The organism is Pseudomonas sp. S2_H10, assembly GCF_054668285.1.
On the sequence record NZ_CP162754.1, the window covers coordinates 4,326,346 to 4,351,062 of the forward strand.

Genomic DNA, 24,717 nt, shown 5'->3' on the forward strand with positions numbered 1-24,717 from the left:
TCCTACAGGGGAGTATGTATTTGCAGATTAACGACCGAGATAAACCTCGATCACCCGCTCGTTGTCCTGCACCTGTTCCAGTGACCCCTCGGCCAGCACGCTGCCCTGATGCAACACGGTGACGTGGTCGGCAATCGAGCCGACGAAGCCCATGTCGTGTTCCACCACCATCAGCGAGTGCTTGCCGGCCAGGCTTTTGAACAGCTCGGCGGTGAACTCGGTTTCGGCGTCGGTCATGCCGGCGACCGGTTCGTCGAGCAGCAACAGTTGCGGGTCCTGCATCAGCAACATGCCGATCTCCAGGAACTGCTTCTGGCCATGGGACAACAGGCCGGCCGGGCGATTGACCGACGAGGTCAGGCGGATGGTGTCGAGCACTTCGGCGATACGGTCCTTTTGTTCACCATTGAGGCGCGCCCGCAGGCTGGCCCACACCGACTTGTCGGTTTTCTGCGCCAGCTCAAGGTTCTCGAACACACTCAAGGCTTCGAACACCGTCGGCTTCTGGAACTTGCGACCGATGCCGGCCTGGGCGATCTGCACTTCGCTCATCTGTGTCAGGTCCAGGGTTTCGCCGAACCAGGCCTTGCCGTGACTGGGACGGGTCTTGCCGGTGATCACGTCCATCAGCGTGGTCTTGCCTGCGCCGTTGGGACCGATGATGCAGCGCAGTTCACCGACACCGATGTACAGGTTCAGATTGTTCAGTGCGCGGAAGCCGTCGAAACTGACGCTGATGTCTTCCAGGGTCAGGATGGTGCCGTGGCGCGTGTTCAGGCCTTTGCCGGCACGTTGACCGAGACCGATGGCATCGCGGCTGCTGCCGGCGTCCTTGTTCGGTTCCACAGGAAAAAACGCCGGTTCGAGCATGAATTCAGCCGTTGCAGTCACTCTCATTGCTCACCTCTTTTCTTCAGCAGGCCGATCACGCCTTTGGGCAAATACAGGGTCACGACAATGAACAGCGCGCCGAGGAAGAACAGCCAGTACTCGGGGAACGCCACGGTGAACCAGCTCTTCATGCCGTTGACCACACCAGCACCTAGCAATGGCCCGATCAAGGTGCCGCGACCGCCGAGCGCGACCCAGACGGCCGCTTCGATCGAGTTGGTCGGCGACATCTCGCTCGGGTTGATGATCCCCACTTGCGGCACGTACAACGCACCGGCCAGGCCGCACAACACAGCGCTCAATACCCAGACGAACAACTTGAACCCGCGCGGGTCGTAGCCGCAGAACATCAGGCGGTTTTCCGCATCGCGCAGCGCGGTCAGTACCCGGCCGAACTTGCTCTGCGCCAGGCGCCAGCCGATGTACAGGCTCGCCACCAGCAACAGCACCGTGGCGAAAAACAGCACCGCGCGGGTGCCCGGTTCGGTGATGCCAAAACCGAGGATCGTGCGGAAGTTGGTGAAGCCGTTGTTGCCGCCGAAGCCGGTTTCGTTGCGGAAAAACAGGAGCATGCCGGCGAAGGTCAGGGCCTGGGTCATGATCGAGAAATACACGCCCTTGATCCGCGAGCGGAAGGCGAAGAACCCGAACACCAACGCCAGCAACCCCGGCGCCAGCACCACCAGGCACAAGGTCCAGAGGAAGCTGCTGGTGCCGGTCCAGAACCACGGCAGTTCGGTCCACGACAGGAACGTCATGAACGCCGGCAAGCCATCGCCCGAGGCCTGGCGCATCAGGTACATGCCCATGGCATAGCCGCCGAGGGCGAAGAACAGGCCGTGGCCGAGGGACAGCAGGCCGGCGTAACCCCACACCAGATCCAGCGCGAGCGCGACGATGGCATAGCAGAGAATCTTGCCCACCAGCGTCAGTGTGTAAGCCGACACGTGCAGCGTGCTGTCCGGCGATAACAGCGACAGCAGCGGCAACGCCAGCAGCAGAACGAGGATCACCGCGCCGACGGCAATCGTGACTTTCGGGCCGGCCTTTTGCGTGGCCGTGAGCGTCAGGGGCTGGTTCATCAGTCGATCACCCGTCCTTTGAGCGCGAAGAGGCCTTGCGGACGTTTCTGGATGAACAGAATGATCAGCGCGAGGATGAGGATCTTGCCGAGCACTGCACCGATCTGCGGCTCGAGAATCTTGTTGGCGATGCCTAAGCCAAATGCCGCCAGAACGCTACCGGCCAACTGGCCGACGCCGCCGAGCACTACCACCAGGAACGAGTCGATGATGTAGCTCTGGCCGAGGTCCGGGCCGACGTTGCCGATCTGGCTGAGGGCCACGCCGCCGAGGCCGGCGATGCCCGAGCCAAGGCCGAAGGCGAGCATGTCCACGCGCCCGGTGGGCACGCCGCAGCAGGCGGCCATGTTGCGGTTCTGGGTGACTGCACGCACGTTCAGGCCCAGGCGGGTCTTGTTCAGCAGCAGCCACGTGAGCACGACGACGAACAACGCAAAGGCGATGATGACGATGCGGTTGTACGGCAGCACGAGGTTGGGCAGCACTTGAATTCCTCCCGACAGCCAGGCCGGGTTGGCCACTTCGACGTTCTGCGCGCCGAACACCAGGCGAACCAGTTGAATCAGCATCAGGCTGATGCCCCAGGTGGCGAGCAGGGTTTCCAGCGGACGGCCGTAGAGGTGGCGAATCACCGTGCGTTCCAGCGCCATGCCGATGGCCGCCGTAACGAAAAACGCCACGGGCAGCGCGATCAGCGGATAGAACTCGATGGCCTGCGGGGCGAAGCGCTGGAACATCAGTTGCACCACATAGGTCGAGTAGGCGCCGAGCATCAGCATCTCGCCGTGGGCCATGTTGATCACGCCGAGCAGGCCGAAGGTGATCGCAAGACCCAGGGCGGCGAGCAGCAGTATCGAGCCCAGCGACATGCCGCTGAAGGCCTGGCCGAGCATCTCGCCAACCAGCAGTTTGCGTTTGACCTGGGCGAGGCTGGTTTCGGCCGCCGTGCGTACATTGGCATCGGCTTCAACGCCAGGCTCGAGCAAGCCTTCGAGGCGGGTGCGGGCCAGCGGATCACCGGTTTCGCCGAGCAGGCGCACAGCGGCGAGGCGCACGGCCGGATCACTGTCGACCAGTTGCAGGTTGGCCAGGGCCAGGCTCAAGGCCGTGTGGACGCCTTCGTCCTGTTCACCTGCGAGCTGCTGATCGAGGAATTTCAACTGCGCCGGCTTGGCGCTTTTCTGCAGTTGCTGCGCAGCGGCCAGACGGATCTTGCCGTCGGCGGCGAGCAACTGATGACTGGCCAGGGCCGTGTCGATCAGACCCCGCAGACGGTTGTTGAGGCGCAGGGTTTTCGGTTGGCCGTCGATGGTCAGTTCGCCTTGTTGCAGGGCGTTGATCAACTCGATGCGTGCCGGATCGGGCTGCGCGGCCCAGGTTTCCAGCAGTTTGGCTTGCTGCGCGGGATTGGCTGCGACGAAGTCTTCGGCGTCGCCGGCATGGGTAGCCATCGGCAACAGCAGGGCGATGGCAAAAATGAAGCGGTAAAGGGCGGTGGGCATGTCTAACGTCCTGGTCATGCGCGGACCCTGTAGGAGCCGGCTTGCTGGCGAAGGCATCAGCTCGGTGCATCAGATGCACCGAGTCGTTTGCATCGCCGGCAAGCCAGCTCCTACAGGTGTTGTGTCGGGCTCGGGCCCGGCATCGCGGGGCTTAGTTGCTCTTCATCGCGTAGTCAGGCTTCTTGTCGTTGCCCGGAATGAACGGGCTCCACGGCTGGGCGCGGATCGGGCCTTCGGTCTGCCACACGACGTTGAACTGGCCGTCGGCCTGGATCTCGCCGATCATCACCGGCTTGTGCAGGTGGTGGTTGGTCTTGTCCATGGTCAGCGTGTAGCCGGACGGCGCGGCAAAGGTCTGGCCGCCGAGCGCTTCGCGGACTTTGTCGACGTCGGTGGACTTGGCTTTTTCCGCCGCTTGCGCCCACATGTGGATGCCGACATAAGTGGCTTCCATCGGGTCGTTGGTCACCGCTTTGTCAGCGCCTGGCAGGTTGTGTTTCTTGGCGTAGGCCTTCCAGTCAGCGACGAACTTCTTGTTCGCCGGGTTCTCGACCGATTCGAAGTAGTTCCACGCCGCCAGGTTGCCCACCAGTGGCTTGGTGTCGATGCCGCGCAGTTCTTCTTCACCGACCGAGAACGCCACGACCGGAACGTCGGTGGCCTTCAGGCCCTGGTTGGCCAGTTCCTTATAGAACGGTACGTTGGAGTCGCCGTTGACCGTGGAGATAACGGCCGTCTTGCCGCCGGCCGAGAACTTCTTGATGTTGGCGACGATGGTCTGGTAGTCGCTGTGACCGAACGGGGTGTAGACCTCTTCGATGTCCTTGTCGGCCACGCCTTTGGAGTGCAGGAACGAGCGCAGGATCTTGTTGGTGGTGCGCGGGTAGACGTAGTCGGTGCCGAGCAGGAAGTAGCGCTTGGCGCTGCCGCCTTCTTCACTCATCAGGTATTCAACGGCGGGGATCGCTTGCTGGTTCGGCGCGGCGCCGGTGTAGAACACGTTCGGCGACATTTCTTCGCCTTCATATTGCACTGGGTAGAACAGCAGGCCATTGAGTTCTTCGAACACCGGCAGCACCGATTTGCGCGACACCGAAGTCCAGCAGCCGAACACCACGGCGACCTTGTCCTGGGTCAGCAACTGACGGCCCTTCTCGGCGAACAGCGGCCAGTTCGATGCCGGGTCGACCACCACCGGCTCGAGCATCTTGCCGTTCACGCCGCCCTTGGCGTTGATCTCGTCGATGGTCATCAACGCCATGTCTTTCAACGATGTTTCAGAGATCGCCATGGTCCCGGACAACGAATGCAGAATACCGACCTTGATGGTCTCGGCGGCCTGGACAGTCCAGGTCATGCCCATGGCGGCAATGGATGCCGAGAGAGTGAAAGCCTTGATCAAACTGCGACGCTTCATTGTGCGATCTCCATGAACTTATGAGTTTTCTTGGTTGGCAGATGCGGACTACTGAAGGTGTGTTTTGCAAGGGCTGTGCCTGGTCGGCAAAAGGCAGGGAAGTGTCGTTCTAGAGCGGTTGAGCGGTTTGCTGGCGCACCATGAAGGATCGCGTCTGGCGCGTTGGTGCGAAGAGGTGCGCCAGATTGGGGCGAGCAAGCTCGCTCCCACAGGATTCAATGATGGCTGTCAGCTTTTGATGCAAGTTTCAAAACCATGACCGCCCCCTTCGTACTCCGGGCCGTAATAGTATTTGGTGAATGAAATTTTTCCGTCAGAAGTTGTAGCAATTTTCGCAATCCCGACGCCGTAATCCTTGAGCGTCGGATCCGTATGGGCAAAGTAGATTGCCAGTGAACTCATGTTGGCGGCAGCAAACCCGTCATACCGGGAGTTGTCGAGCAGCGTCAGGGTAAAACCGTAGGCGCCGTGTTCGCCGGTACTTTGTTCGGCATTGAGCTCCATGTCGACGACACCTTCGAACGCACCGATGTGGCTGTCCATGCCGGTGCATTGATACCGGCCACTGTAATCAACGCCGGTAAAGGGTGGCTGCACTGCCCACGCGGGCGCTGAAACAAGTGCAATGGATGCAATGAGTTTCTTGAACATGCTTACCTCTTTTCGTTCTTGTAAGAATTGTGGCGATTAGGTTGTAGGAATAATCGTCATTGAAGTGCGCGAGTGTTTTATAGTTTAACTCGCGAGTGCGGAGTATGAACATGATGGTTAACTTTTTAAGTGTTAACTCAATGCGAGGTTTTTCCAGGCGTAAATGCAGTCTTGAAACTTTTTGATTACAAGTGGCGTTAACGTCGTCGCTCGACCGATTCGAAGCAGTTCCAAGCCGCAAGGTTGCCCATCAATGACTTGGTATCGATGCCGCGCAGTTCTTCCTCGTCCACCGAGAACGCCACGACCGGCACGTCGGTGGCTTTCAGCCCCTGGTTCGCCAGCTCCTTATAGAACGGCAGAGTTTTGCAAGGGCTGTGCCCGGTCGGAAAAAGGCAGGGAAGTATCGTTCTAGAGCGGTTGTGCAGTTTGCTGGCGCACCATGAAGGATCGCGTCTGGCGCGTTGGTGTGAAGAGGTGCGCCAGATTGGGGCGAGTAACATCGATCAATTGTGGGAGCGGGTGTGTCAGACAACATAAGTGGCAACTGAAACACCGCGTTCGCGAGCAAACCTGCTCCCACAAGGTCAGCGGCGCATTAGCTTAGCTTTTAATGCAGGTTTGAAAACCATGGCCGCGACCTTCGTACTCCGGGGTGTAATAGTATTGGGTAAATGAAATTTTCCCGTCAGAAGTTGTACCAATTTTCGCAATTCCGACGCCGTAATCCTTGATCGACGGATCCGAATGGGCAAAGTAAGTTGCCATCGTACTCAAGTTGGCGGCAGCAAACCCGTTAAACCAGGCGTTGTTGGGCAGCGTCAGGGTAAAATCATAGGCGCCATGATGGCCGGTACTTTGTTCGGCATTGAGCTTCATGTCGAGGACAGCACCGATGTCGCTGTCTTGTCCGGTGCATTGATATCGGCCGCTGTAGTCAACGCCAATAAAGGGTGGCTGCACTGCCCATGCGGGCGCTGAAACAAGTGCAAGGGATACGATGAGTTTCTTGAGCATAGTTACCTCTTTCCGCTTTTGTGGGAGTTATGACGATTTAAGTGTAGGAATAATCGTCATTGAAGTATGTGAGTGTTTTTATTGTTCAAACTCGCGGAGGCAGAGTATGGCCGTGGCAGTGAGTTTGTTAAGCGCTAACTCAATACGAGGTTTTTCCAGTCTTAACTACAGTTCTGGAGTTTGTTTAAATTAAACATTGCGTTAACGACGCCGCATCAAACCAATGAAAAACAACCCGCCAATCGCAGCGGTGGCCACACCGATGGGCAGGTCTTCGGGGGCGATCAGCGTCCGGGCTGCGACGTCGACCCAGACCAGAAACAGACTGCCGAGCACCACGCACACCGGCAGCACTCTTCGGTGTTCGGCCCCGACCAGGCGCCGTGCGATATGCGGCACCATCAACCCGACAAAACCGATCGAGCCGCTGATCGACACGAGCACGCCGGTCATCAATGACGCGATCAAAAACACTCGCAGGCGCACGGTGCGCGCATTCAGGCCGAGGGTCACCGCCGTCTGCTCTCCGGCCATCAGCGCATTCAACGGTCGCGCCATGCCCAGCAGTAAAACCAGCCCGAACAACACACTGGCCGTCGGTACCGCCAGCAATTCCCAGCGTGCCAGCCCGAGCCCGCCGAGCATCCAGAACATCACCGCGGAACTGGCTCGATGGTCGCCCAGGAACAGCAGCAGATTGGCCATCGCCATCATCACGAACGACACCGCCACGCCGCACAGCAACAAACGATCGCTGTCCAGGCGCCCGTGGCGGCTGGCGATCATCAGCACCGCCAGCATGCTCAGCAATGCGCCGATGAATGCCGCGATCGGCAAAGTCAGCAGGCCGGCGATTTCTCCGACATGCAGCACGACGATCACCGCACCGAGAGTGGCGCCGGACGTCACGCCGAGCAGGTGCGGGTCAGCCAGCGGGTTACGCGTCACCGCTTGCAGCACCGCACCGATCAGCGCCAGTCCGGCGCCTACGAGCGCGCCGAGCAGCACGCGCGGGACGCGGATCAGCCAGACGATATGTTCTTGCCCGGGGCTCCAGTCCGCCACACCGAAACCGAACAGCTTGTGCAGCAGGATGCGCCACACGATGTCCAGCGGTATCCGCGCCGGACCGAAACCCAGGGACACCACGCACGAAACCAGCAACAGCGCACCGAGGACGATCAGCAACAGGGCGTAGCGACGGTTGATCATTCGCCGTGGAAACCCTTGGCCAGCGTTGCGACCGCCAGCACGTTATCGATCCCCGGCGTGGCCTGCACATACGGGATGACGATGAAGTGCCGGTGCTTGATCGCGTCCACCGATTGCAGGGCCTTGTTGCTCAGCAGGAATTGAATCTTCTGTTCGGCAGTGATTTCGCTGTAGTCGACGATCACGATCACCTGCGGATTGTGCTCGACCACGCTCTCCCAGTTGACCCGGGTCCAGCTGGCGTCGACATCCTCCAGGATATTGCGCCCGCCAGCGGCGTCGATCAGCGCTTGTGGCATGCCCAGGCGGCCTGAGGTCATGGCCCGGTCTTCACCGCTGTCGTAGAGAAACACCCGTGGTTTGTCCGCAGGCAGGTCTTTGCGAATGTCCGCCACTTGCGCCTGCATGTCGGCGATCAGGGCGTTGGCGCGGTCCTGCACGTCGAAGATCCTGCCGAGGTTGCGCAGGTCGTTGTAGGTGTCTTCGAGACTGGCCGGCGGACGCTTCATCACAAAGGCGCAGGACTCGCTCAGCTCATACACGTTGATGCCCAGCGGTTGCAGGGTTTGCGGCGTGAGGTCGCCGCCGACGCGCATGCCGTAGTCCCAACCGGCAAAGAGGAAGTCGACGTTGGCATTGAGCAGGGTTTCCACCGACGGGTACTTGGCCGCCAGTTCCGGCAGGCCTTCGAGGATGTTCTGCATCTCGGGCGTGACGGCCTTCCAGCCACTGATGCCGCTGTAGCCGGCCATCCGTGGCTTGAGGCCGAGGGCGAGCATCATCTGGGTCATGTTGATGTCGTGGCTGAGCGCGCGTTGCGGTGCCTGCTTGAAGGTCACTTCGCGGTTGCAGCTTTTGATCGTCAGCGGGTATCGGGTGGTTTCGGCCAGTGCCTGGACGCTACCGAGCAGCATCGCGAGAGGGAGGCAGGAGCGCAGCAGGGAACGAAAATTCATGCTTGGGTTATCCAGGTGATTCGGGGGTAGCCGTGTAGCGGATGGTCATCGACCAGCGCCTGGACGCCAAACACATCGCGCAGCAGCGCAGCGCTCAGGACTTCCTTCGGCGTGCCGCTGGCGACGATGCGGCCATGGTCGATCACGTACAGCCGATCACAAAAAGCCGCCGCCAGGTTGAGGTCGTGGATGCTCGCCAGGGTGCCGATGTTCAAGTGCTTGACCAGTTTCAAAAGCTCAAGCTGATAGCGTGGGTCGAGGTGGTTGGTCGGTTCGTCGAGGATCAGCAGTTGCGGTTGCTGGGCCAGGGCGCGGGCGAGGATCACCCGCTGTTTTTCACCGCCGGAGAGGGTGGCGAAACCATGGTCTTCGAAGCCCTTGAGGCCGACCGACTCCAGTGCCTGCATGATGAGATTCGAGTCTTCGAGCGAATCGCCCTCGAACAGGCCTTTGTGCGGCGTGCGCCCCATGGCGATCACTTCCTCGACGGTCAGGCCGAAGGTGTCGGGGAATTCTTGCAAGACCACGGCGATGCGTTGCGCACACCAGCGTGAAGACTGTTGCCAGACGTTGTGGTGATCGAGCCTGACCTCGCCGCTGTGCGGTTTGCTGAAGCGCCAGGCACAACGCAGCAGGCTGGTCTTGCCACTGCCGTTGGGGCCGATCAGCCCGACGAACTCACCGGCGGCCACGTGCAGCGAGGCGTCACGCAGCTGGAATTGGTGATGGCAATGGCCGTGGCCCAGTGGGGCCCAGGTGAGGTTTGTGAGGTTCAGCGAGGACATGCAGTGACTCTTGAGGTGATGCTGATGGCCCCATCGCTGGCTTGCCAGCGATGGGGCCCAAAGGGTGATGCGCGGGGGAAGTCTACATTGCTGATCCCCTCGCGCATCTCGCTTGTTTCATGATGAAGATGAGGCGCTCTCAGTCTGCCGGGTAAAACGCGACAACAGCACGCGATCCAGCACCCACACCACCACCAGCGAAGCACCCACCAACGGGAAGGCCACCGCCAGGGCGAACATGATCACCATGGCGGTTTTCCATTTCGGCAGGTCGTGACGCAGCGGCGGCACGCCGAGTTTTCCCTGCGGACGACGCTTCCACCAGATCACCACGCCGCTGACCGCACTGAGCAGGATCATCAGGCAGATCAGCAGCACTATGATCTGATTGAGCGTGCCGAACATCTTGCCTTCGTGCAGCATCACGCCGATTTCCGTGGCGCGGGCGACGGCGCCGTATTGCTCGTAACGCACATCGGCCAGGACCTTGCCGGTGTATTGATCGATGTGCAATGTGGCGTCGTTGCGCGGGTCGTCGGCGAACACGGCGATGGTGAACACACCGGTGGCGGTGGTCGGCAAGGTGATGCTGTAACCCGGCTCGACCTTGCTTTGCACGGCGATGTTTTGCACGTCCTGAAGGCTGATGGTCGGCGCGGCCGGGCCGGCCTGCGCACCGTCGTGGGCCATGTGTTCGGCATGATCGCCGGACATTGGCATCGGTGTATTTTCCATGGCCCACGGCACGGTCTGGCGAGTGGCGCTGTTGAGGCTGCGCGCCTCGACGTCGGACTTCGGCACGTCATCCCACATGGCCGCCGGGAACACGTTCCAGACCGCCGCGTATTGCTGGCCCCAGAACCCGGTCCAGGTCATGCCGCTGAGCAGCATCACCAACAGCAGGGAGGCGCCCCAGAATCCGGTGACGGCATGCAGGTCACGCCAAAGCACCCGCCCGCGGCTGCTCAGGCGTGGCCACAGGATGCCGGCGGCCTGACCGCGCGGCCACCACAGAAATACCCCGGAAACCACCAGCACCACGCCCCAACCGGCGGCCAGTTCGATCAGCCGGTCGCCGACGGTGCCGATCATCAGGTCGCCGTGAATTGCCCGTGCAATGGCTTGCAGGTTCTTCTTGGCGTCTTGCTCGCCGAGGATGTCGCCGTGGTAAGGGTCGACGAAAACATTCAGCTCCTGGCCATCGTTGAGCACGACAAACTGGGCGCTGCGTTCGGCATTGACCGGTGGCAGGTACTGTTTGATCGTTGCCTGTGGATACGCGCCTTTTACCCGCTTGAGCAGGTCGTCGGCCGCAACGGTGTGATGACCGGCCGGGACGTTGAGCAGGCTGCTGTACATCAGCGAATCGAGTTGCGGCTTGAACAGGTAGATGGTGCCGGTCAGGGCCAGCATCACCATGAAGGGCGCAACGAACAATCCGGCATAGAAATGCCAGCGCCAGGCCAGGTTGTAGAAGTTCACTTTGGGCTGTTTCATCACGTGTGCTCCGCTTGGCTGGATCTTTTAGTTGTTTGTTTGGCGGTTGCCTTGCAACCGATCGCGAGCAAGCTCGCTCCTACAGAGCGAGCTTGCTCGCGAAGCTTTTAGAAACTCATGTCCACCTTGGTCCAGAGCGTTCGCCCCGGCTCCTTGATGGCTTGCGGGTCATTGGCCGGGTAGCCGAAACCGGCATTACCGGCCAGGTTCAAGTGCTCGGCGTAAGCCTTGCCGAACAGGTTGTCGACGCCGCTGCTGACCTTCCAGTTGCTGTTGATCCGATAGGCACCGTTGAGGGAGAACACGCCGAACCCCGGCGTCTTGTCGAAGTCCTTGCCGACCACGTTGCCCTTGTTCTGGTCGATGCGGTTTTGTGCGGCGACCACTCTCCACAGTGCGCCGGCGCTCCAGTTGTCTTCGCTGTAGGTCAGGCCGAAACGGGCATCCAGCGGCGGCATCTGTGGCAATGCAGTGCCATCGCTGCTGTTCTTGCCCCAGGCGTAGGCCAGGGTCGCGTCGGCCTTCCAGTTGTCGGTGAGGTTGTAGGCGGCGCCCAGTTCGCCGCCCATGATTCGCGCGTCGATGTTCTCGGCTTGCGAGGTCGTGCCCATCATCCCCGGCGTGTAGTTGAACAGGATGTAGTCGCGCACTTGCCCGACGTAAGCCGAGGCCCAGGCTTCGAGTGTTTCGGTCTTGTATTGCAGGCCGAAATCGAGCTGGGTGGTTTTTTCCGGTTTGATCGAATCGAAGGCATTCACCGAGCCGGCGGGGCCGGAGTTGGGTGAAAACAGCTCCCAGTAATCCGGGAACCGCTGGCTGTGACCGAGGCCTGCGTACAAGGTGGTCGGGCTGTCGGCCAGGTCATGTTCGTAGCGGATGAAACCGCTGGGCAACGTATCGGCGCGGGTGTCGTCAGCCGTTGGGTTCGGGCGGGTCATCATGCCCGAGCCGGTCGTCTGCCGATAATCCTTGGCCGAGGCGCGGTCCAGGCGTGCGCCGCTGATCAGGCGGTCACGGTCGGCGGCGTACCAGGTCAGTTCGCCGAACACGCCGTAGTTATGGAAGTCGGCATCCTTGGTGTACGGCAGGTCCTTGTAGGTGTCGACGCCCATGGCGCTGCGCTGGCGATGCTCGTTGGTCTGCGCGTCGATGCCGCTGATCAACTGCACATCGGCCCAGCGCCAGGTGGCCTTGACCCGTGCACCGAGCGTGCGGCGGTCGACGTTGGAGGCCATGGGGCCAGCCATCATGCCGGTGCCGGACGGCGTTCGCAGGGTGTAGTTGTCCATCACGTGGTCGGCGTAGTTGTAGTAGACCTGCGCCTCAATCTTATCCAGTACCTCGCCGATGTTGGATTGCTCGAATCGCAAGCCGAGGCTCTCGCGCAGGAACTGCGCACCATCCATGCCGCGCCCGGCGTAGCGGGCATCACCGTCGCTACGGCCGGCGGTCAGTTCCAGCAAGGTGTCGGCATTCGGCGTCCAGCCAACCGCCACATCACCGTTCCATTTCTCATAACGCGACGCCACGGTGTCGTTGTTGCCGTCCTGGTAGTCGTCGGAGTGCGCGGTGTTGCCGATGACCCGCACGTAACCCGACTGGCCGCCGGCTGCGGCGTCCACCAGTTTGTCGAAGCGGCCGTAGGAGCCGGCCAGCACGCTGGCGTTGACCCGGGTGCCGAGTTCGCCGAAGTGCTCCGGTTCGCGGTCGAACAGAATGGTCCCGGCCGAAGCCCCCGGTCCCCACAGCACGGTTTGCGGGCCTTTGATCACGGTGAGCTTGTCGTAGGTTTCCGGTGAAATGTAGGACGTCGGGGCGTCCATCCGGCCCGGGCAGGCGCCGAGCATCATGCTGCCGTTGGTGAGAATGTTCAGCCGCGAACCGAACATGCCGCGCAGCACCGGATCGCCGTTGCTGCCGCCATTGCGCACCATGGCGAAGCCCGGGATGGTCTTCAGGTAATCAGCGCCGTCGCTGGCCGGCACCGGTTGGCGCGGGTCCTTGGGGTTGGTGACGATGGTCAAGGGTGAGCTGGGGGCAACGGCGGTAATCACCGTCGGGCTCAGTTCTTCAGTGTGACCGGCATGTTCATCGGCGAGCGCAGAAGGCGCCAGCAACGCACCGCACAGGATCGCGGTGGCGTGCCTGAAACGAACGCCGGATACGTTCAGGCCATTAGAGGCTTGGGCAGGGCTCAAGCACGGGACAGCAGAAAAGCTGGACATGACAATTTCCATCGAACAGTCGTAAACGACACGGCCGGCAGCCTGCGCAATCCCCTGTGGGAACGAGCTTTGGTTGTCTTGCGGACCGTGTGAGATCGGATGCGGGTGTTTACGCGACGGAAGGCGGGGCGCGGGTGCGGGCGCCGGGGAAGAAGGTTTGCCGGGCGTGGCCCAGGCGCGGTGAGGGTGTGGTGTAGGTGTTGACGGGCGCGATGACGAAGTTGGCGAAAGACACGCCACCGGTCAGCGCCGGGCAATTGAACAGCAGGCTGCAATAGCCGCATTTTTCCCACAGCACGTGGTGCCCCGGGGCAGGCGGGCAGTGCTCGGCGGAGTCTTGTTTGCCGTGGTCGGCATGTTCCATCGCCGACATGTCCATGTCCATGCTCATGCCCATAGGCATGGTCATCGACATGGCGCGCGAATCCATCGGCATCGACTGAGAAATCAGCGGACCGATAAAGATCATCAGCATGGCGAACAGGCTGATCCAGCTGCCACGTGTCAGGCTCAATGCCTGATGACGCGACCTGGATGACCTGGCGCTAAGCGGGCGCATGGGCTTGGTCAGCTCAGGCGATTACGGCGTGTGCGCGTGCGCTTGTTGCAGGCCGTCCGGTGCCTGTTTCTGCACCGCGACCTCGACTGTCACGTCACCGGCCTTCTCGAAGTGCAGCGTCATGGGGAAGCGCTTGCCGTCAACCAGCAGGCTGCGGTCCTTGAGGCCCAGCAACATCACGTGATAGGCCATCGGTGCGAAAGTGACCTCACCACCGGCGGGCACTTCCACGCTCGGTACGTGCTGCATTTTCATCAAGTCGCCTTGCATCACATGCTCATGCAATTGCGCTTCACCGGCGATCGGTGTGTCGACGCTGAGCAGGCGGTCGGCGTTCTTGCCTTCATTGTCGATCACGAAATACGCCGCGACGGTGGGTGCGTTGGGTGGCAACTCCTGGGACCACGGGTGAGCGATCTCCAGTGCGCCGACCTTGTATTCGTGGGCATTGGCAAAGCAGGCAGGCAGCAACAAGGCGGCCAGAACGATGAGTTTGTTCAACATGGCAGTTCTCCGGAACGATTTAAACGCAGGTCAATTGCGAGAAAAAATCACACCAGAGGGGACGCGCGGGGGTTGAGACTCGGCCATTGCTGGCGCGGTGACGGGCTTTCAAGCGAGGTTGCAGGCAGGCTTCGGTTGGACTCGAAGTGCGCGAAATACAGCTGTGGCGCATGCCCAGGCAACGCCACCAATGGCGCAGAACCCGAGCAGCACCAGCAATGCTGCATGTTGGAATGATCGTCGTTTTGCGGGGCTTTCTGTTCAAGGTCGCCGATGGAAATTGCCACCATCCTGGTGCCGCCGGAGCTGCAGAAGCTGCCCCACAACAACTGTTCGGCGGGCGACTTCACCGTCTGCGCCATCGCTCCGGACATCGGCATGGCGAGCATGTTGAACAGCACTGCGAAGCAGGCTATCCAGGCAATTGCGAGCCGTTGTCGGGACATGGAACAAAATCCGTTGGGGTGGGCGATCAGGCGCGGGCTATTTAGCCTGATCAGGGCCGATAAGTAAAAAGGCGACGTGCGGTGTGGTGTCGCAGCGCTTGAATCAACAGGTCCAACATGCGTTGAGCAATTTCTGGCTCGCCGTTATGAAAGAGTGTAGCGACTTCGATTCGGAATGCTTGGGCAAATGTCGGATGACTTTTGATACGTGCACAGATGGTGTGGTTGACGTCGCTGAACGCCAATCGAACAAAAAATCCATCTCCCGAATCTTCCTCCTTGCTGGCCTTGACGTAGTTACACATATCGGCCGGAGTTTCGAGAAATTCGGTGATATCGAATCGGGCGAATTTTTCCGTCATTTGAGCTTCCGAGCACTTCAGTTTTGAAGGCCGGAACATAGATGCATAGCTTTGAGTGATCCAGTCCGTGTTTTCTGATTTAGTTGTGGGTAACGTCTTTTTGATCTGTAGGTTCGCGCCTCTGTGTCGCCAGACAGGACGCCTTCGCGGGCAAGCCCGCTCCCACAAGTTTCTCCGTCTGAATCTGATTTGGTGGCCGACCAGGATCACTGTGGGAGCGGGCTTGCCCGCGAAGGCGTCCTTGGGGTGTTCGCAAAAGTCAGGTTTATAACCGCTCTGCAATTGCGCGTAGCACTTCGGCCACTGCCGGAAACTCCCGATCTACCTCAGGCAACATCGGCCGTTTCAACACCAGCACCGGCACCCTGCGCTCCCGCGCCACTTCCAGCTTCGGCTCGGTCGCCGTGCTGCCGCTGTTCTTGCTGATCAGCACGTCGATGTTGCGCCGTTCGAACAGCTCACGTTCATCGTCAATCAGGAAAGGTCCCCGTGCGCCGATCACTTCGCAGCGCTCGTTGCCCGGGTACACGTCCAGCGCGCGCAGGGTCCAGAATTGTTCCTCAGGAATTTCATCGAGATGTTGCAGGGGCTCGCGACCGAGGGTGAACAGCGGCTGGCGGAAAGGCTTCAGGGCTTCGATCAGTTCGCCCCAATCGGCAACTTCCCGCCAGTCATCCCCCGCCTGGGCTTGCCAGGCCGGACGCCGTAGCGCCCAGCAGGGAACGCCGCTCGAGTGCGCGGCCGTCGCGGCGTTCTGGCTGATCTGGGCGGCGTAGGGGTGAGTGGCGTCGAGCAGCAGATCGATCCCTTCATCGCGAATGAATTGCGCCAGGCCCTCGGCACCGCCGTAGCCGCCGACGCGAACCTGGCATTGCAGATCCGTCGGAACCCGACCGACACCGGCCAGGCTGTAGATATGCTGCGGTCCCAGTGTGCGGGCAATGGCCAGAGCTTCGGTCACGCCGCCGAGCAACAGGATGCGTTTCATTGAAAGGATCCCGCATGGCCAACGATCCCGCCCTGGCGATCGATGGCAAAGACTTCCACCTGGACCTGCGCCGGCACCACGCTGCGGGCAAAGTCCAGGGCGTGCTGGCAGACCGCGTCACCCAGGGCGACCCCGGCGGCGGCGGCCATGGCCAGTGCCTGCTGGCTGGTGTTGGCCTCGCGGATGTTTTGCTGCAACGCCGCATCGGCGCCGACCTGCGCTGCCCATGACGCCAGTTGCGGCAGGTCGATGCTCGAATGACGGCTGTGCAGATCCATATGCCCGGCCGCCAGTTTGCTGATCTTGCCGAAACCGCCGCACAGGCTGAGTTTATCCACAGGGACTTTGCGCAGGTGTTTGAGCACGGCGCCGACGAAGTCACCCATTTCGATCAAAGCGATTTCCGGCAGGTTGTAGACCCGGCGCATGGTGTCTTCGCTGGCATTGCCGGTGCAGGCGGCGATGTGCAGGTAACCGTTGGTTTTCGCCACGTCGATGCCCTGGTGGATCGAGGCGATGTAGGCCGCGCAGGAAAACGGCCGGACGATGCCGCTGGTGCCGAGGATCGACAGGCCACCCAGAATGCCCAGGCGCGGGTTCATGGTTTTGAGTGCCAGCGCCTCGCCGTTCTCGACATTGACCGTGACCTCGAAACCGCCGCTGTAGCCGAGTTCGTCGGCCAACCGGGCCAGGTGTTCGCCGATCATTTTGCGCGGCACCGGGTTGATCGCCGGTTCGCCGACAGCCAGCACCAGCCCGGGCCGGGTCACGGTGCCGACGCCGCGACCGGCATGAAAGCGAACCCCGGGTTCGGTGCTCAAGCGCACCTGAGAGTAGAGCAGGGCGCCATGGGTCACGTCCGGATCGTCACCGGCGTCCTTGAGGGTTCCCGCTTCGGCGCCGGCCCCGTTGAGGCGGCAGAACTCCAGGCGCATCTGCACCTGCTTGCCTTTGGGCAGGACGATTTCCACGGCATCGACCGCTGTGCCATCCAGCAGCAGGCGCGCGGCGGCGAGGCTGGTGGCCGTGGCGCAACTGCCGGTGGTCAGGCCGCTGCGCAGGGGGGCGGGTTGTTCGGCGGTTTCGTCACGCATCGAAGGGTTTCGTCACGTCCAGCAAGGTAATCGGCAAGGCCTGGCGCCAGGTGTCGAAGTCGCCCAACGGTTGTGCTTGCGCGATATGAATGCGCGTCAGCTCTCCGCCGTGTTGCTCGCGCCAGGCCATCAGGGTCATTTCACTTTGCAGGGTGACGGCGTTGGCAATCAGCCGGCCTCCGGGTTTGAGTTCGGCCCAGCAGGTATCGAGCACGCCTTCGCGGGTGACGCCGCCGCCGATGAAAATCGCATCCGGCCGCTCAAGCCCGGCGAGGGCCTGCGGAGCGCTGCCGCGAACCAGTTGCAGGCCGGGAACGCCGAGGGCATCGCGGTTGTGTTCGATCAACGCCTGTCGGCCTTCATCGGCCTCGATGGCCAACGCGCGGCAAGCGGGGTGGGCGCGCATCCATTCGATGCCGATCGAGCCGCTGCCGGCGCCAACATCCCACAGCAATTCGCCGGGGACAGGCGCCAGGCGCGCAAGGGTGATGGCGCGCACGTCGCGCTTGGTCAATTGGCCGTCGTGCTTGAAGGCCGAGTCGGGCAGCCCGGCCAATCGCGACAGGCGAGGTGTATCGCGTTCAGCCACGCACTCGATGGCGATCAGGTTCAAGTCGGCGATCGGTGGATCGCCCCAGTCGCTGGCGATACCTTCGACACGCCGCTCGGCTGCGCCGCCCAGGTGTTCCAGCACGGTGAGACGGCTAGGGCCGAAGCCACGCTCGCGCAACAGCGTTGCGAGGGTGGCCGGGCTGCGACCGTCGTTGCTCAATACCAGCAAGCGTACGCCGCTGGACAGGTGGGCGTTGAGCGCGGCGACAGGCCGTGCCACCACCGACAGAGTGACCACATCCTGCAGGGGCCAACCCATTCGCGCTGCGGCCAGTGAGCAGGAGGACGGTGCGGGAAGCGTCAGCATTTCGCTGACCGGGAGCTGCCTGGCGAGGCTGGCGCCGACGCCGTAGAACATCGGATCGCCACTGGCCAGGACGCAAACGGGTTCGCCACGGTTCGAAAGCAGCGACTCAAGGCAGAAGGGGCTCGGCCACGGCTGGCGCTCGCCGCGAATGCACGGCGGGAGCAAATCCAGATGCCGCTGGCCGCCGAAGATTTTCGAGGCGCGCAACAGCGCATGCCGGGCGTTTTTGCCCAGGCCCTTGAAACCGTCTTCGCCGATGCCTACTACCGTCAGCCAGGGTGTCATGCCATTCCTCAATCACGCGTTCAACGTTGTTGGGCGGCATGATAGCGCGGGTTCCTTGAGCTGACTGCCTTGTCTTCCCGACCGGAGTCTTTTCATGCAGCGAAGTAAAGCAGGCATAATACCGCGCACTTTCGCCGTGAACTGCCTCGCCACCTGAACGGGTCCGCCTTGAACGAACGTACACTGTCCGCTGCCTTACGCCCCTCGGCCTGTCCGGGGTTGCTGCGTATTGTCCCGGCGCTGGATGGCGGCATCTGCCGGATCAAGTTGGACGGCGGTTCGATCAGCAGCGGCCAGGCCGAGGTCATAGCGTCTGCGGCCGAGCGATATGCCAGCGGAGCGATCGAGGCGACCAACCGGGCCAATCTGCAGATCCGTGGCATTGGTGATGAGCAAGCGGCGCTGATCGATAGCCTGCTGGCCGCCGATCTGGGGCCGCGTACGGCGGCTGGCGACGATGTGCGCAACCTGATGCTCAGCCCCGGCGCCGGGATCGATCGACGCATGCTGTTTGACACTCGCCCGCTGGCCGGGCAGATCCTCGCGACACTGCAAAGCCAGGAAGCTTTCCACGATCTCAGTGCCAAATTCGCCGTGCAGCTCGATGGCGCTGAAGACCTGGCGATGCTCGACCATCCCCATGACCTGTGGCTCTCTGCGTTTGCGCAAAACGGCGAGCAGCGGCTGGCGTTCGGTCTGGCGGGGTGCCCGACGGACAGACCTGCCGCTTCGATAGCTCTCGCTGACGGGCACGCGCTGGTGGTGGCGGTCCTGGAATTGTTCCTTGAACTGGCGCGTCCCGAGCAAACGCGAATGCGTCATTTGCTGGCCGAATACTCGGTCGAGGACGTGCTGCTTCGACTGGCTGAACGTGTATCGCTGCAAGCGGTCGTCGATTGGCAGCGGATTCCGGGTGGCAGTGATTTGCACATCGGCGCACATCCCCAGGCCGAGCCCGGTGTCGTCTATGTAGGGGCCGTCCCGCCATTGGGGCGGCTCGATCCGACGATGCTGCGCGGTGTGGCACACCTGGCACGCGAGTTCGGTGATTCGAGCTTGCGCTTCACACCCTGGCAAAGTCTGCTGGTGCCCAATGTCCGCGCGGAAAATGCCGCCGAGGTCATTCGGCAATTGCAGTCTCTTGGCTTGCAGTGCGAAGCCGATCAGCCCTTGTCCCGGTTGATCGCCTGCACCGGCTCAAACGGCTGCGGTAAAGGCCTGGCCGAAACCAAGGGCGATGCCCTGAAACTGGCCGCGCTGCTGCACCGCCATGGACCGGCGCTGAACATACACCTGAGCGGTTGCCCGCGTTCCTGCGCCTCCGCACATATCGCACCTGTCACGTTGCTGGCCGTCGCCCCCGGCCACTACGATCTCTATTTTCGCGATGCAGCGCAGCCGGGTTTCGGCGCGCTGCACGCACACAACCTTACTATTGAAGCGGTCGCGACCTTGCTCGACGCCCGCTCACGGAGCCCCCTTGATGCTTGATTACATCCGCGACGGTCAGGAGATCTATCGCAACTCCTTCGCGATCATTCGCGCCGAGGCCAACCTCGAGCGCATTCCGGCCGATCTGGAGAAACTCGCCGTTCGCGTGATTCACGCCTGCGGCATGGTCGAGGCCATCGACGGGTTGCAGTTTTCCGAGGGGGCAGGCAAGGCCGGGCGTGATGCGCTGGCGGCCGGTGCACCGATCTTGTGCGATGCGCGGATGGTCTCCGAAGGCGTGACCCGCGCGCGCCTGCCGGCGAACAATGCAGTGATCTGCACCTTGCGCGACGAGAGCGTTCCGCAGCTTGCCCGTGAATTGGGCAATACCCGCTCAGCCGCTGCGCTGGAGCTGTGGCGGCCGCATCTGGAAGGCAGCGTGGTGGTGATCGGCAACGCACCGACGGCGCTGTTCTATCTGCTTGAAATGCTCGACGCCGGCGCGCCGAAACCGGCGTTGATCCTCGGTTTTCCAGTAGGTTTCGTCGGCGCCGCCGAATCCAAGGCGGCGCTGGCGGCCGACAGCCGTGGTGTCCCTTTTGTCATCATGCAAGGCCGTCTGGGCGGTAGCGCCATGGCCGCCGCCGCCGTCAATGCCCTCGCCACGGAGATCGAATGATGCAGCAACCTGGACGATTGATCGGCCTCGGCGTCGGCCCCGGTGATCCGGAACTGATTACCGTCAAGGCGCTGCGGTTGCTGCGCGAGTCGCCTGTCGTTGCGTACTTCGTCGCCAAGGGCAAGAAGGGCAACGCCTTCGGCATCATCGAAGCCCATCTGCAAGACGCACAGAATCTGTTGCCACTGGTGTACCCGGTGACCACCGAAGCCTTGCCGGCGCCGTTGTCCTATGAGCAAGTGATCAGCGACTTCTACGATGACGCGGCCACCGAACTGGCCGCGCATCTCGATGCGGGCCGTGACGTGGCGGTGATCTGCGAGGGCGACCCGTTCTTCTACGGCTCCTACATGTACCTGCACGACCGGCTCGCCGAGCGTTATCAGGCCGAAGTCGTGCCGGGCGTTTGCTCGATGCTCGGCGGCGCCTCGGTGCTCGGTGCGCCGCTGGTGTATCGCAATCAGAGCCTGTCGGTGTTGTCCGGCGTGTTGCCGCACGATGAACTCAAGCGTCGCCTGGCCGATGCCGATGCAGCGGTGATCATGAAGCTGGGACGCAACTTTCCCAAGGTTCGCCAGGTGCTGGAAGAACTCGGCCTGGCCGAGCGTGCGCTGTACGTCGAGCGCGCGACCATGGCCAATCAGAAGATCGTGCCGCTGGATCAGGTCGAGCCGATGTCCTCGCCGTATTTCTCGTTGATCATCGTTCCCGGTGAAAGGTGGCAAGGCTGATGACCCGTCCAGTTCCGGCGATTGTCATTCTCGGCAATGGCAGCCTCGCGACCGCGCGCAGCATTCAGCAGGTGTACCCCGAAGCCCTGATCCACGGGCTGGCCGAACGAGTCGATGGTGCGGATCGGGTCTATCACGAATTTGGTGCGACCCTGCGCGAACTCTATCAGCAGGGCACCCCGATCATTGCCCTGTGCGCGGCCGGGATCGTGATCCGCACACTGGCGCCCTTGTTGCTGGAAAAGGGCGCCGAACCACCGGTATTGGCGGTGGCCGAAGACGGCAGCGCCGTGGTTCCACTGCTGGGCGGTCTCGGCGGGGTGAATGTGATGGCGCGGGAGATTGCCGCTGCGCTTGAAGTCGCTGCGGCGATCACCACCAGCGGCGAGTTGCGTTTCGGCACGTGCCTGCTCAATCCGCCCAGCGGCTATGCCCTTGGTGATCTGGAGCTGGGCAAGCGCTTCGTTTCCGATTTGCTCGCCGGGGAAACGGTGCGCATTGAGGGGGAGGCTCCGTGGCTGGCGCAGGCGCAGTTGCCCGAAGATGCGCAGGCCCGGCTAGCGGTGCATGTCAGTCATGCCGAACGGGCACCCGCAGCCAATGAACTGTTGATCTACCCGCGCAATGTGGTGGTCGCTGTGGATGCTGGCTTGGTGAACGTCGCCGGGGCAATCCGCGAGGCGTTGCATCAGGCAAAAATCGCCGTGCAGTCGTTGGCCTGCCTGTTGGCCGCCGACAGCGAAATGGCCAGTTCGGCGTTGCGCGAGGCGGCGCTCGAACTGGGTGTGGCGCTGCGTTTTGTTGGCGCTGAGAAGGCGCTTGGCGAACGTCTACGTACTGCAATCGGCCAGCCCGTTTCCATGCTTGATAGCGACACCGTTGCCATTGCGGTGGCAGGGCAGCCGTTGGACCCGTTGCAGATCGGCCGCCCGCGTGGACGGCTGGCGGTGATCGGCCTCGGGCCAGGTGCTGCTGAACTGATGGTGCCGGCAGTGAAGGCTGAACTGGCCCGCGCCAACGATGTATTGGGCTACGAAACCTACGTGCGCATGGCCGGGCCGTTTCGCGCCGACCAGGTGCTGCATTGCACCGACAACCGTGAAGAGATGCAGCGCGCCCGCCACGCTTTCGAACTGGCGGCCCAAGGGCGCTCGGTGGTGGTGGTGTCTTCAGGGGATCCTGGGGTCTTCGCCATGGCCGCGGCGGTGCTGGAGGCACTGCACGAATCCACTGACGTCCATTGGCACAACGTCGATCTCGAGATTTTGCCGGGGGTTTCCGCCTCGCTGGCGACGGCTGCCCAGGCCGGCGCACCGCTGGGGCATGACTTCTGTGTGCTGTCCCTCTCGGATAACCTCAAGCCTTGGTCGATTATCGAGAAGCGCCTGGACCTGGCCGCTCAAGCCGACCTGGCCCTTGCTTTCTACAACCCGATCTCGCGCGCCCGGCCATGGCAATTGGGCCAGGCTCTGGACATAGTCGCCCGGCACCGTGTGCCTGAGACTCCTGTAGTGCTGGGCCGGGACATCGGGCGTCCGGGGCAGACACTGCGGGTTACCACGCTCGGCCAATTGACCCCGGATCAGGTCGATATGCGCACCATGGTGTTGATCGGTTCATCCCTGACTTGCGTATTTCCGCGGGTCGGCGGCGGTGATTGGGTTTACACGCCGCGTTGGTACCCCAGCAAGCCAGCGACCTGAGTGAAAGCGGCTTTATACTAAGGTCGCTGATGTTCAATGCAACAACTAACGATAGGGCCTGCGATTGACGAAAGTTGTCGCGGGCCCTTTTGTTTTTTTCAGGGGTCGTGAAATAAGTTCTCAGTGTTTTTACTTTGACTGGTTCAATCCTGCGCTTTAGTTTCCATGTGGTCGCATGAGGCGACTTGTTAATTAAAGGGAGATTTAAATGACCGATATAGATGTTCGCTCGGTGGCTCAAATCGCATTTGATGATGCCATGCAGGATAGTTATTTCGAAGGCGTTGCCGCAGAACTGAAAAACGTCGCGCCACGGACGCGGACCAAGCGTTCCATCTCGACACTGAGCGCAGAGTCGAGTGATTCGTCGGAGCAAGGTGTAGGGGCTTCGGTAGTAGGGCCTTCGCTCGTGGTGTTCGACCAGGCGCTTTCGGAGGATGACATGCAGGATGCGCTGGACTGCCAGCAGTTTGCCGAAGCAGTGGTCCGGCGCCTGCCCAAGGAAACCAGCAACGAACAGCGTTACCATAAATACAACGAGGCATTGTTGGCGGTGGGCTGGGTGACGGAAAGCTTCACCTACAAGAAATACGTCAGCAAACAGCTCACCATTACGATGAATGAGGCTGTGTTGCAGGTACTGGAGACCGTCATTTCCGGTGGTACGGGCAGTGTCTTGAGCCTTGTCGCGTCGGGTTTCAGCAAGCTTAAGGGCGATAAGGACGCACTGAAGATTGTCGATGCCGGCAGCAAGAAAAACGAAGTCGTCAGCTTCAAGGCTGTGCCTTGCATTGCGACGCCAGGCGGCATGTCCATGTTGATGGGCGGTCTGGACTTGGTGGACAAGGAATACAACGGCAACTTTCTATTCGTGACTTACAAGACCCAAGGCTTGCAGATTTTTCAGGGTGCCGGTGTGCGCAAGTTTAATCGACGTGCATTCGAACGAAAGAAAACCATGATATATGCCTATAACGATGAGTTTGCTGATGGTCTTTTCAAACAATTGACAGGTCAATAAGGCGGGCAGGCTTTGATCAATGTAGTCGATCAAGGCACTGACTGTATGGGTTGAATATGTCTACGTCTGTTAATGCTGTCGTAGTGGGTGGTTGCCTTGTGTCCTTTGCCCCGCAGGTAAGTTCGCAAGACCAGGAGGATATACAAGCCTGCTTGTTGTATGCGGAACTGGCAGCCAATGAGAAATACCCGGATCGGTTGTCGAGGAAGGACTGGTTCGATTATTTTCAAGGGCGACTGCTCAAGGCGGGATTCACGCTCAAGACCCTTGTTCCCGCCGATCCGGTCCTGGTCGCGAGTGTCCGTCAATTGCTCAGTGAAAGTTATACTATTATGGGCAAATTGGGCGTGGAGCGCTTGGGCCAGCTCTTCCAGGACACCTTCAAGGCATTGCGGCTGGATGAGTTTGCCTGGGACTTCTTTCGCGGGAATGTTGCCGAAGGCGGCTCGGGTATCCTCAAGTGCGCGCCTTGCGAGCGGCTCACCTCGGGGGAAGTGGTCGTCTGCCTGCTTGGCTTGCGCTACAGCGCGTCCGTGATTGAAAGCGACTTTTTCCTGTGGAGCGAGTTCGATCGAGAGCTGGCGATCATTCCCGGTGGCGGGGTATTCGTGTTCAACCGAGGGGAGTTTGAAAACTACCGTAAACGGGTCCACGAGAAAATCGACGCTTATTCGAGCAAGGTGTTCATGCGCAAACTCCAGTCATGACTGAAAGGTCTGGTACGCAGTAAAAGACAAGGCCCCGTGATTGATGCACGGGG

24 protein-coding genes and 1 pseudogene are annotated in these 24,717 nt (G+C 61.3%); 6 read left to right on the top strand and 19 right to left on the bottom strand.

Going from position 1 to position 24,717, the window contains the following annotated elements; genetic code table 11:
- Positions 1–27 precede the first annotated feature (27 nt).
- The 19 genes and pseudogenes from urtD to cbiE all read right to left on the bottom strand — a co-directional run bounded on the left by urtD (position 28) and on the right by cbiE (position 18,392).
- Positions 28–897 (bottom strand): urea ABC transporter ATP-binding protein UrtD, encoded by an 870-nt coding sequence (gene urtD / locus AB4O16_RS19330; protein WP_160389595.1) that lies wholly within the window; start codon positions 895–897, stop codon positions 28–30.
- Complete coding sequence (gene urtC / locus AB4O16_RS19335) at positions 894–1,973, bottom strand: urea ABC transporter permease subunit UrtC (RefSeq protein WP_460155562.1); 1,080 nt, start codon at positions 1,971–1,973, stop codon at positions 894–896. The genes urtD and urtC overlap by 4 nt, the downstream gene beginning before the upstream one ends.
- Positions 1,973–3,475 carry an urea ABC transporter permease subunit UrtB gene (gene urtB / locus AB4O16_RS19340; protein ID WP_460155563.1) on the bottom strand — a complete coding sequence of 501 codons (1,503 nt, stop codon included), beginning with the start codon at positions 3,473–3,475 and terminating at the stop codon, positions 1,973–1,975. Before urtB ends, urtC begins: the two co-directional genes overlap by 1 nt.
- A 151-nt stretch (positions 3,476–3,626) precedes the next feature.
- Complete coding sequence (urtA, locus tag AB4O16_RS19345; RefSeq protein WP_057712186.1) at positions 3,627–4,892, bottom strand: urea ABC transporter substrate-binding protein; 1,266 nt, start codon at positions 4,890–4,892, stop codon at positions 3,627–3,629.
- A 228-nt stretch (positions 4,893–5,120) separates the two neighbouring features.
- Positions 5,121–5,543, bottom strand: coding sequence for a hypothetical protein (locus tag AB4O16_RS19350; RefSeq protein WP_460155564.1), 423 nt, complete (start codon positions 5,541–5,543; stop codon positions 5,121–5,123).
- Between the two features lie 212 nt (positions 5,544–5,755).
- Positions 5,756–5,905, bottom strand: a pseudogene (locus tag AB4O16_RS19355) (transporter substrate-binding protein); the annotation flags it as partial.
- 241 nt (positions 5,906–6,146) lie between these two features.
- Positions 6,147–6,560, bottom strand: coding sequence for a hypothetical protein (locus AB4O16_RS19360; protein ID WP_460155565.1), 414 nt, complete (start codon positions 6,558–6,560; stop codon positions 6,147–6,149).
- Positions 6,561–6,761: 201 nt separating this feature from the next.
- The gene (locus tag AB4O16_RS19365) at positions 6,762–7,772 is read right to left on the bottom strand and encodes a FecCD family ABC transporter permease (protein WP_160389591.1); all 1,011 of its coding nucleotides are present in this window, start codon (positions 7,770–7,772) and stop codon (positions 6,762–6,764) included.
- Positions 7,769–8,728, bottom strand: a complete 960-nt coding sequence (locus AB4O16_RS19370) for an ABC transporter substrate-binding protein (protein ID WP_460155566.1) — start codon at positions 8,726–8,728, stop codon at positions 7,769–7,771. The genes AB4O16_RS19365 and AB4O16_RS19370 overlap by 4 nt, the downstream gene beginning before the upstream one ends.
- Positions 8,725–9,513 (bottom strand): ABC transporter ATP-binding protein, encoded by a 789-nt coding sequence (locus AB4O16_RS19375; protein WP_460155567.1) that lies wholly within the window; start codon positions 9,511–9,513, stop codon positions 8,725–8,727. Before AB4O16_RS19375 ends, AB4O16_RS19370 begins: the two co-directional genes overlap by 4 nt.
- A gap of 117 nt (positions 9,514–9,630) precedes the next feature.
- Entirely contained in the window at positions 9,631–11,010 is a 1,380-nt protein-coding gene (locus AB4O16_RS19380; RefSeq protein WP_460155568.1) for a PepSY-associated TM helix domain-containing protein, read from the bottom strand.
- Between the two features lie 107 nt (positions 11,011–11,117).
- Positions 11,118–13,235, bottom strand: a complete 2,118-nt coding sequence (locus tag AB4O16_RS19385) for a TonB-dependent copper receptor (RefSeq protein WP_460155569.1) — start codon at positions 13,233–13,235, stop codon at positions 11,118–11,120.
- 109 nt (positions 13,236–13,344) lie between these two features.
- Positions 13,345–13,794, bottom strand: a complete 450-nt coding sequence (locus AB4O16_RS19390) for a DUF2946 domain-containing protein (RefSeq protein ID WP_160389586.1) — start codon at positions 13,792–13,794, stop codon at positions 13,345–13,347.
- A 21-nt stretch (positions 13,795–13,815) separates the two neighbouring features.
- Positions 13,816–14,298 carry a copper chaperone PCu(A)C gene (locus tag AB4O16_RS19395; protein WP_460155570.1) on the bottom strand — a complete coding sequence of 161 codons (483 nt, stop codon included), beginning with the start codon at positions 14,296–14,298 and terminating at the stop codon, positions 13,816–13,818.
- 47 nt (positions 14,299–14,345) lie between these two features.
- Positions 14,346–14,744, bottom strand: a complete 399-nt coding sequence (locus tag AB4O16_RS19400) for a DUF2946 domain-containing protein (RefSeq protein ID WP_460155571.1) — start codon at positions 14,742–14,744, stop codon at positions 14,346–14,348.
- Between the two features lie 50 nt (positions 14,745–14,794).
- Complete coding sequence (locus AB4O16_RS19405; protein ID WP_460155572.1) at positions 14,795–15,106, bottom strand: hypothetical protein; 312 nt, start codon at positions 15,104–15,106, stop codon at positions 14,795–14,797.
- Positions 15,107–15,371: 265 nt separating this feature from the next.
- On the bottom strand, positions 15,372–16,094 hold the full coding sequence (locus AB4O16_RS19410) for a cobalt-precorrin-6A reductase (RefSeq protein WP_460155573.1): 723 nt from the start codon (positions 16,092–16,094) through the stop codon (positions 15,372–15,374).
- Positions 16,091–17,188 (bottom strand): cobalt-precorrin-5B (C(1))-methyltransferase, encoded by a 1,098-nt coding sequence (locus AB4O16_RS19415; RefSeq protein WP_460155574.1) that lies wholly within the window; start codon positions 17,186–17,188, stop codon positions 16,091–16,093. Before AB4O16_RS19415 ends, AB4O16_RS19410 begins: the two co-directional genes overlap by 4 nt.
- Positions 17,181–18,392, bottom strand: coding sequence for a precorrin-6y C5,15-methyltransferase (decarboxylating) subunit CbiE (cbiE, locus tag AB4O16_RS19420; RefSeq protein ID WP_460155575.1), 1,212 nt, complete (start codon positions 18,390–18,392; stop codon positions 17,181–17,183). The genes AB4O16_RS19415 and cbiE overlap by 8 nt, the downstream gene beginning before the upstream one ends.
- 183 nt (positions 18,393–18,575) lie before the next feature.
- Between cbiE and cobG the strand changes: the two genes are divergently transcribed.
- From cobG to AB4O16_RS19450, 6 genes are all read left to right on the top strand, one after another.
- The gene (gene cobG, locus AB4O16_RS19425) at positions 18,576–19,883 is read left to right on the top strand and encodes a precorrin-3B synthase (RefSeq protein WP_460158074.1); all 1,308 of its coding nucleotides are present in this window, start codon (positions 18,576–18,578) and stop codon (positions 19,881–19,883) included.
- The gene (locus tag AB4O16_RS19430; protein WP_160389579.1) at positions 19,876–20,502 is read left to right on the top strand and encodes a precorrin-8X methylmutase; all 627 of its coding nucleotides are present in this window, start codon (positions 19,876–19,878) and stop codon (positions 20,500–20,502) included. The genes cobG and AB4O16_RS19430 overlap by 8 nt, the downstream gene beginning before the upstream one ends.
- Positions 20,502–21,233 (top strand): precorrin-2 C(20)-methyltransferase, encoded by a 732-nt coding sequence (locus AB4O16_RS19435; protein ID WP_160389603.1) that lies wholly within the window; start codon positions 20,502–20,504, stop codon positions 21,231–21,233. The genes AB4O16_RS19430 and AB4O16_RS19435 overlap by 1 nt, the downstream gene beginning before the upstream one ends.
- On the top strand, positions 21,233–22,936 hold the full coding sequence (cobJ, locus tag AB4O16_RS19440; protein ID WP_460155576.1) for a precorrin-3B C(17)-methyltransferase: 1,704 nt from the start codon (positions 21,233–21,235) through the stop codon (positions 22,934–22,936). The genes AB4O16_RS19435 and cobJ overlap by 1 nt, the downstream gene beginning before the upstream one ends.
- 208 nt (positions 22,937–23,144) lie before the next feature.
- Positions 23,145–23,957 carry a hypothetical protein gene (locus AB4O16_RS19445; protein ID WP_160389577.1) on the top strand — a complete coding sequence of 271 codons (813 nt, stop codon included), beginning with the start codon at positions 23,145–23,147 and terminating at the stop codon, positions 23,955–23,957.
- 98 nt (positions 23,958–24,055) lie between these two features.
- Positions 24,056–24,664, top strand: a complete 609-nt coding sequence (locus AB4O16_RS19450) for a hypothetical protein (RefSeq protein ID WP_460155577.1) — start codon at positions 24,056–24,058, stop codon at positions 24,662–24,664.
- Positions 24,665–24,717: the final 53 nt, after the last annotated feature.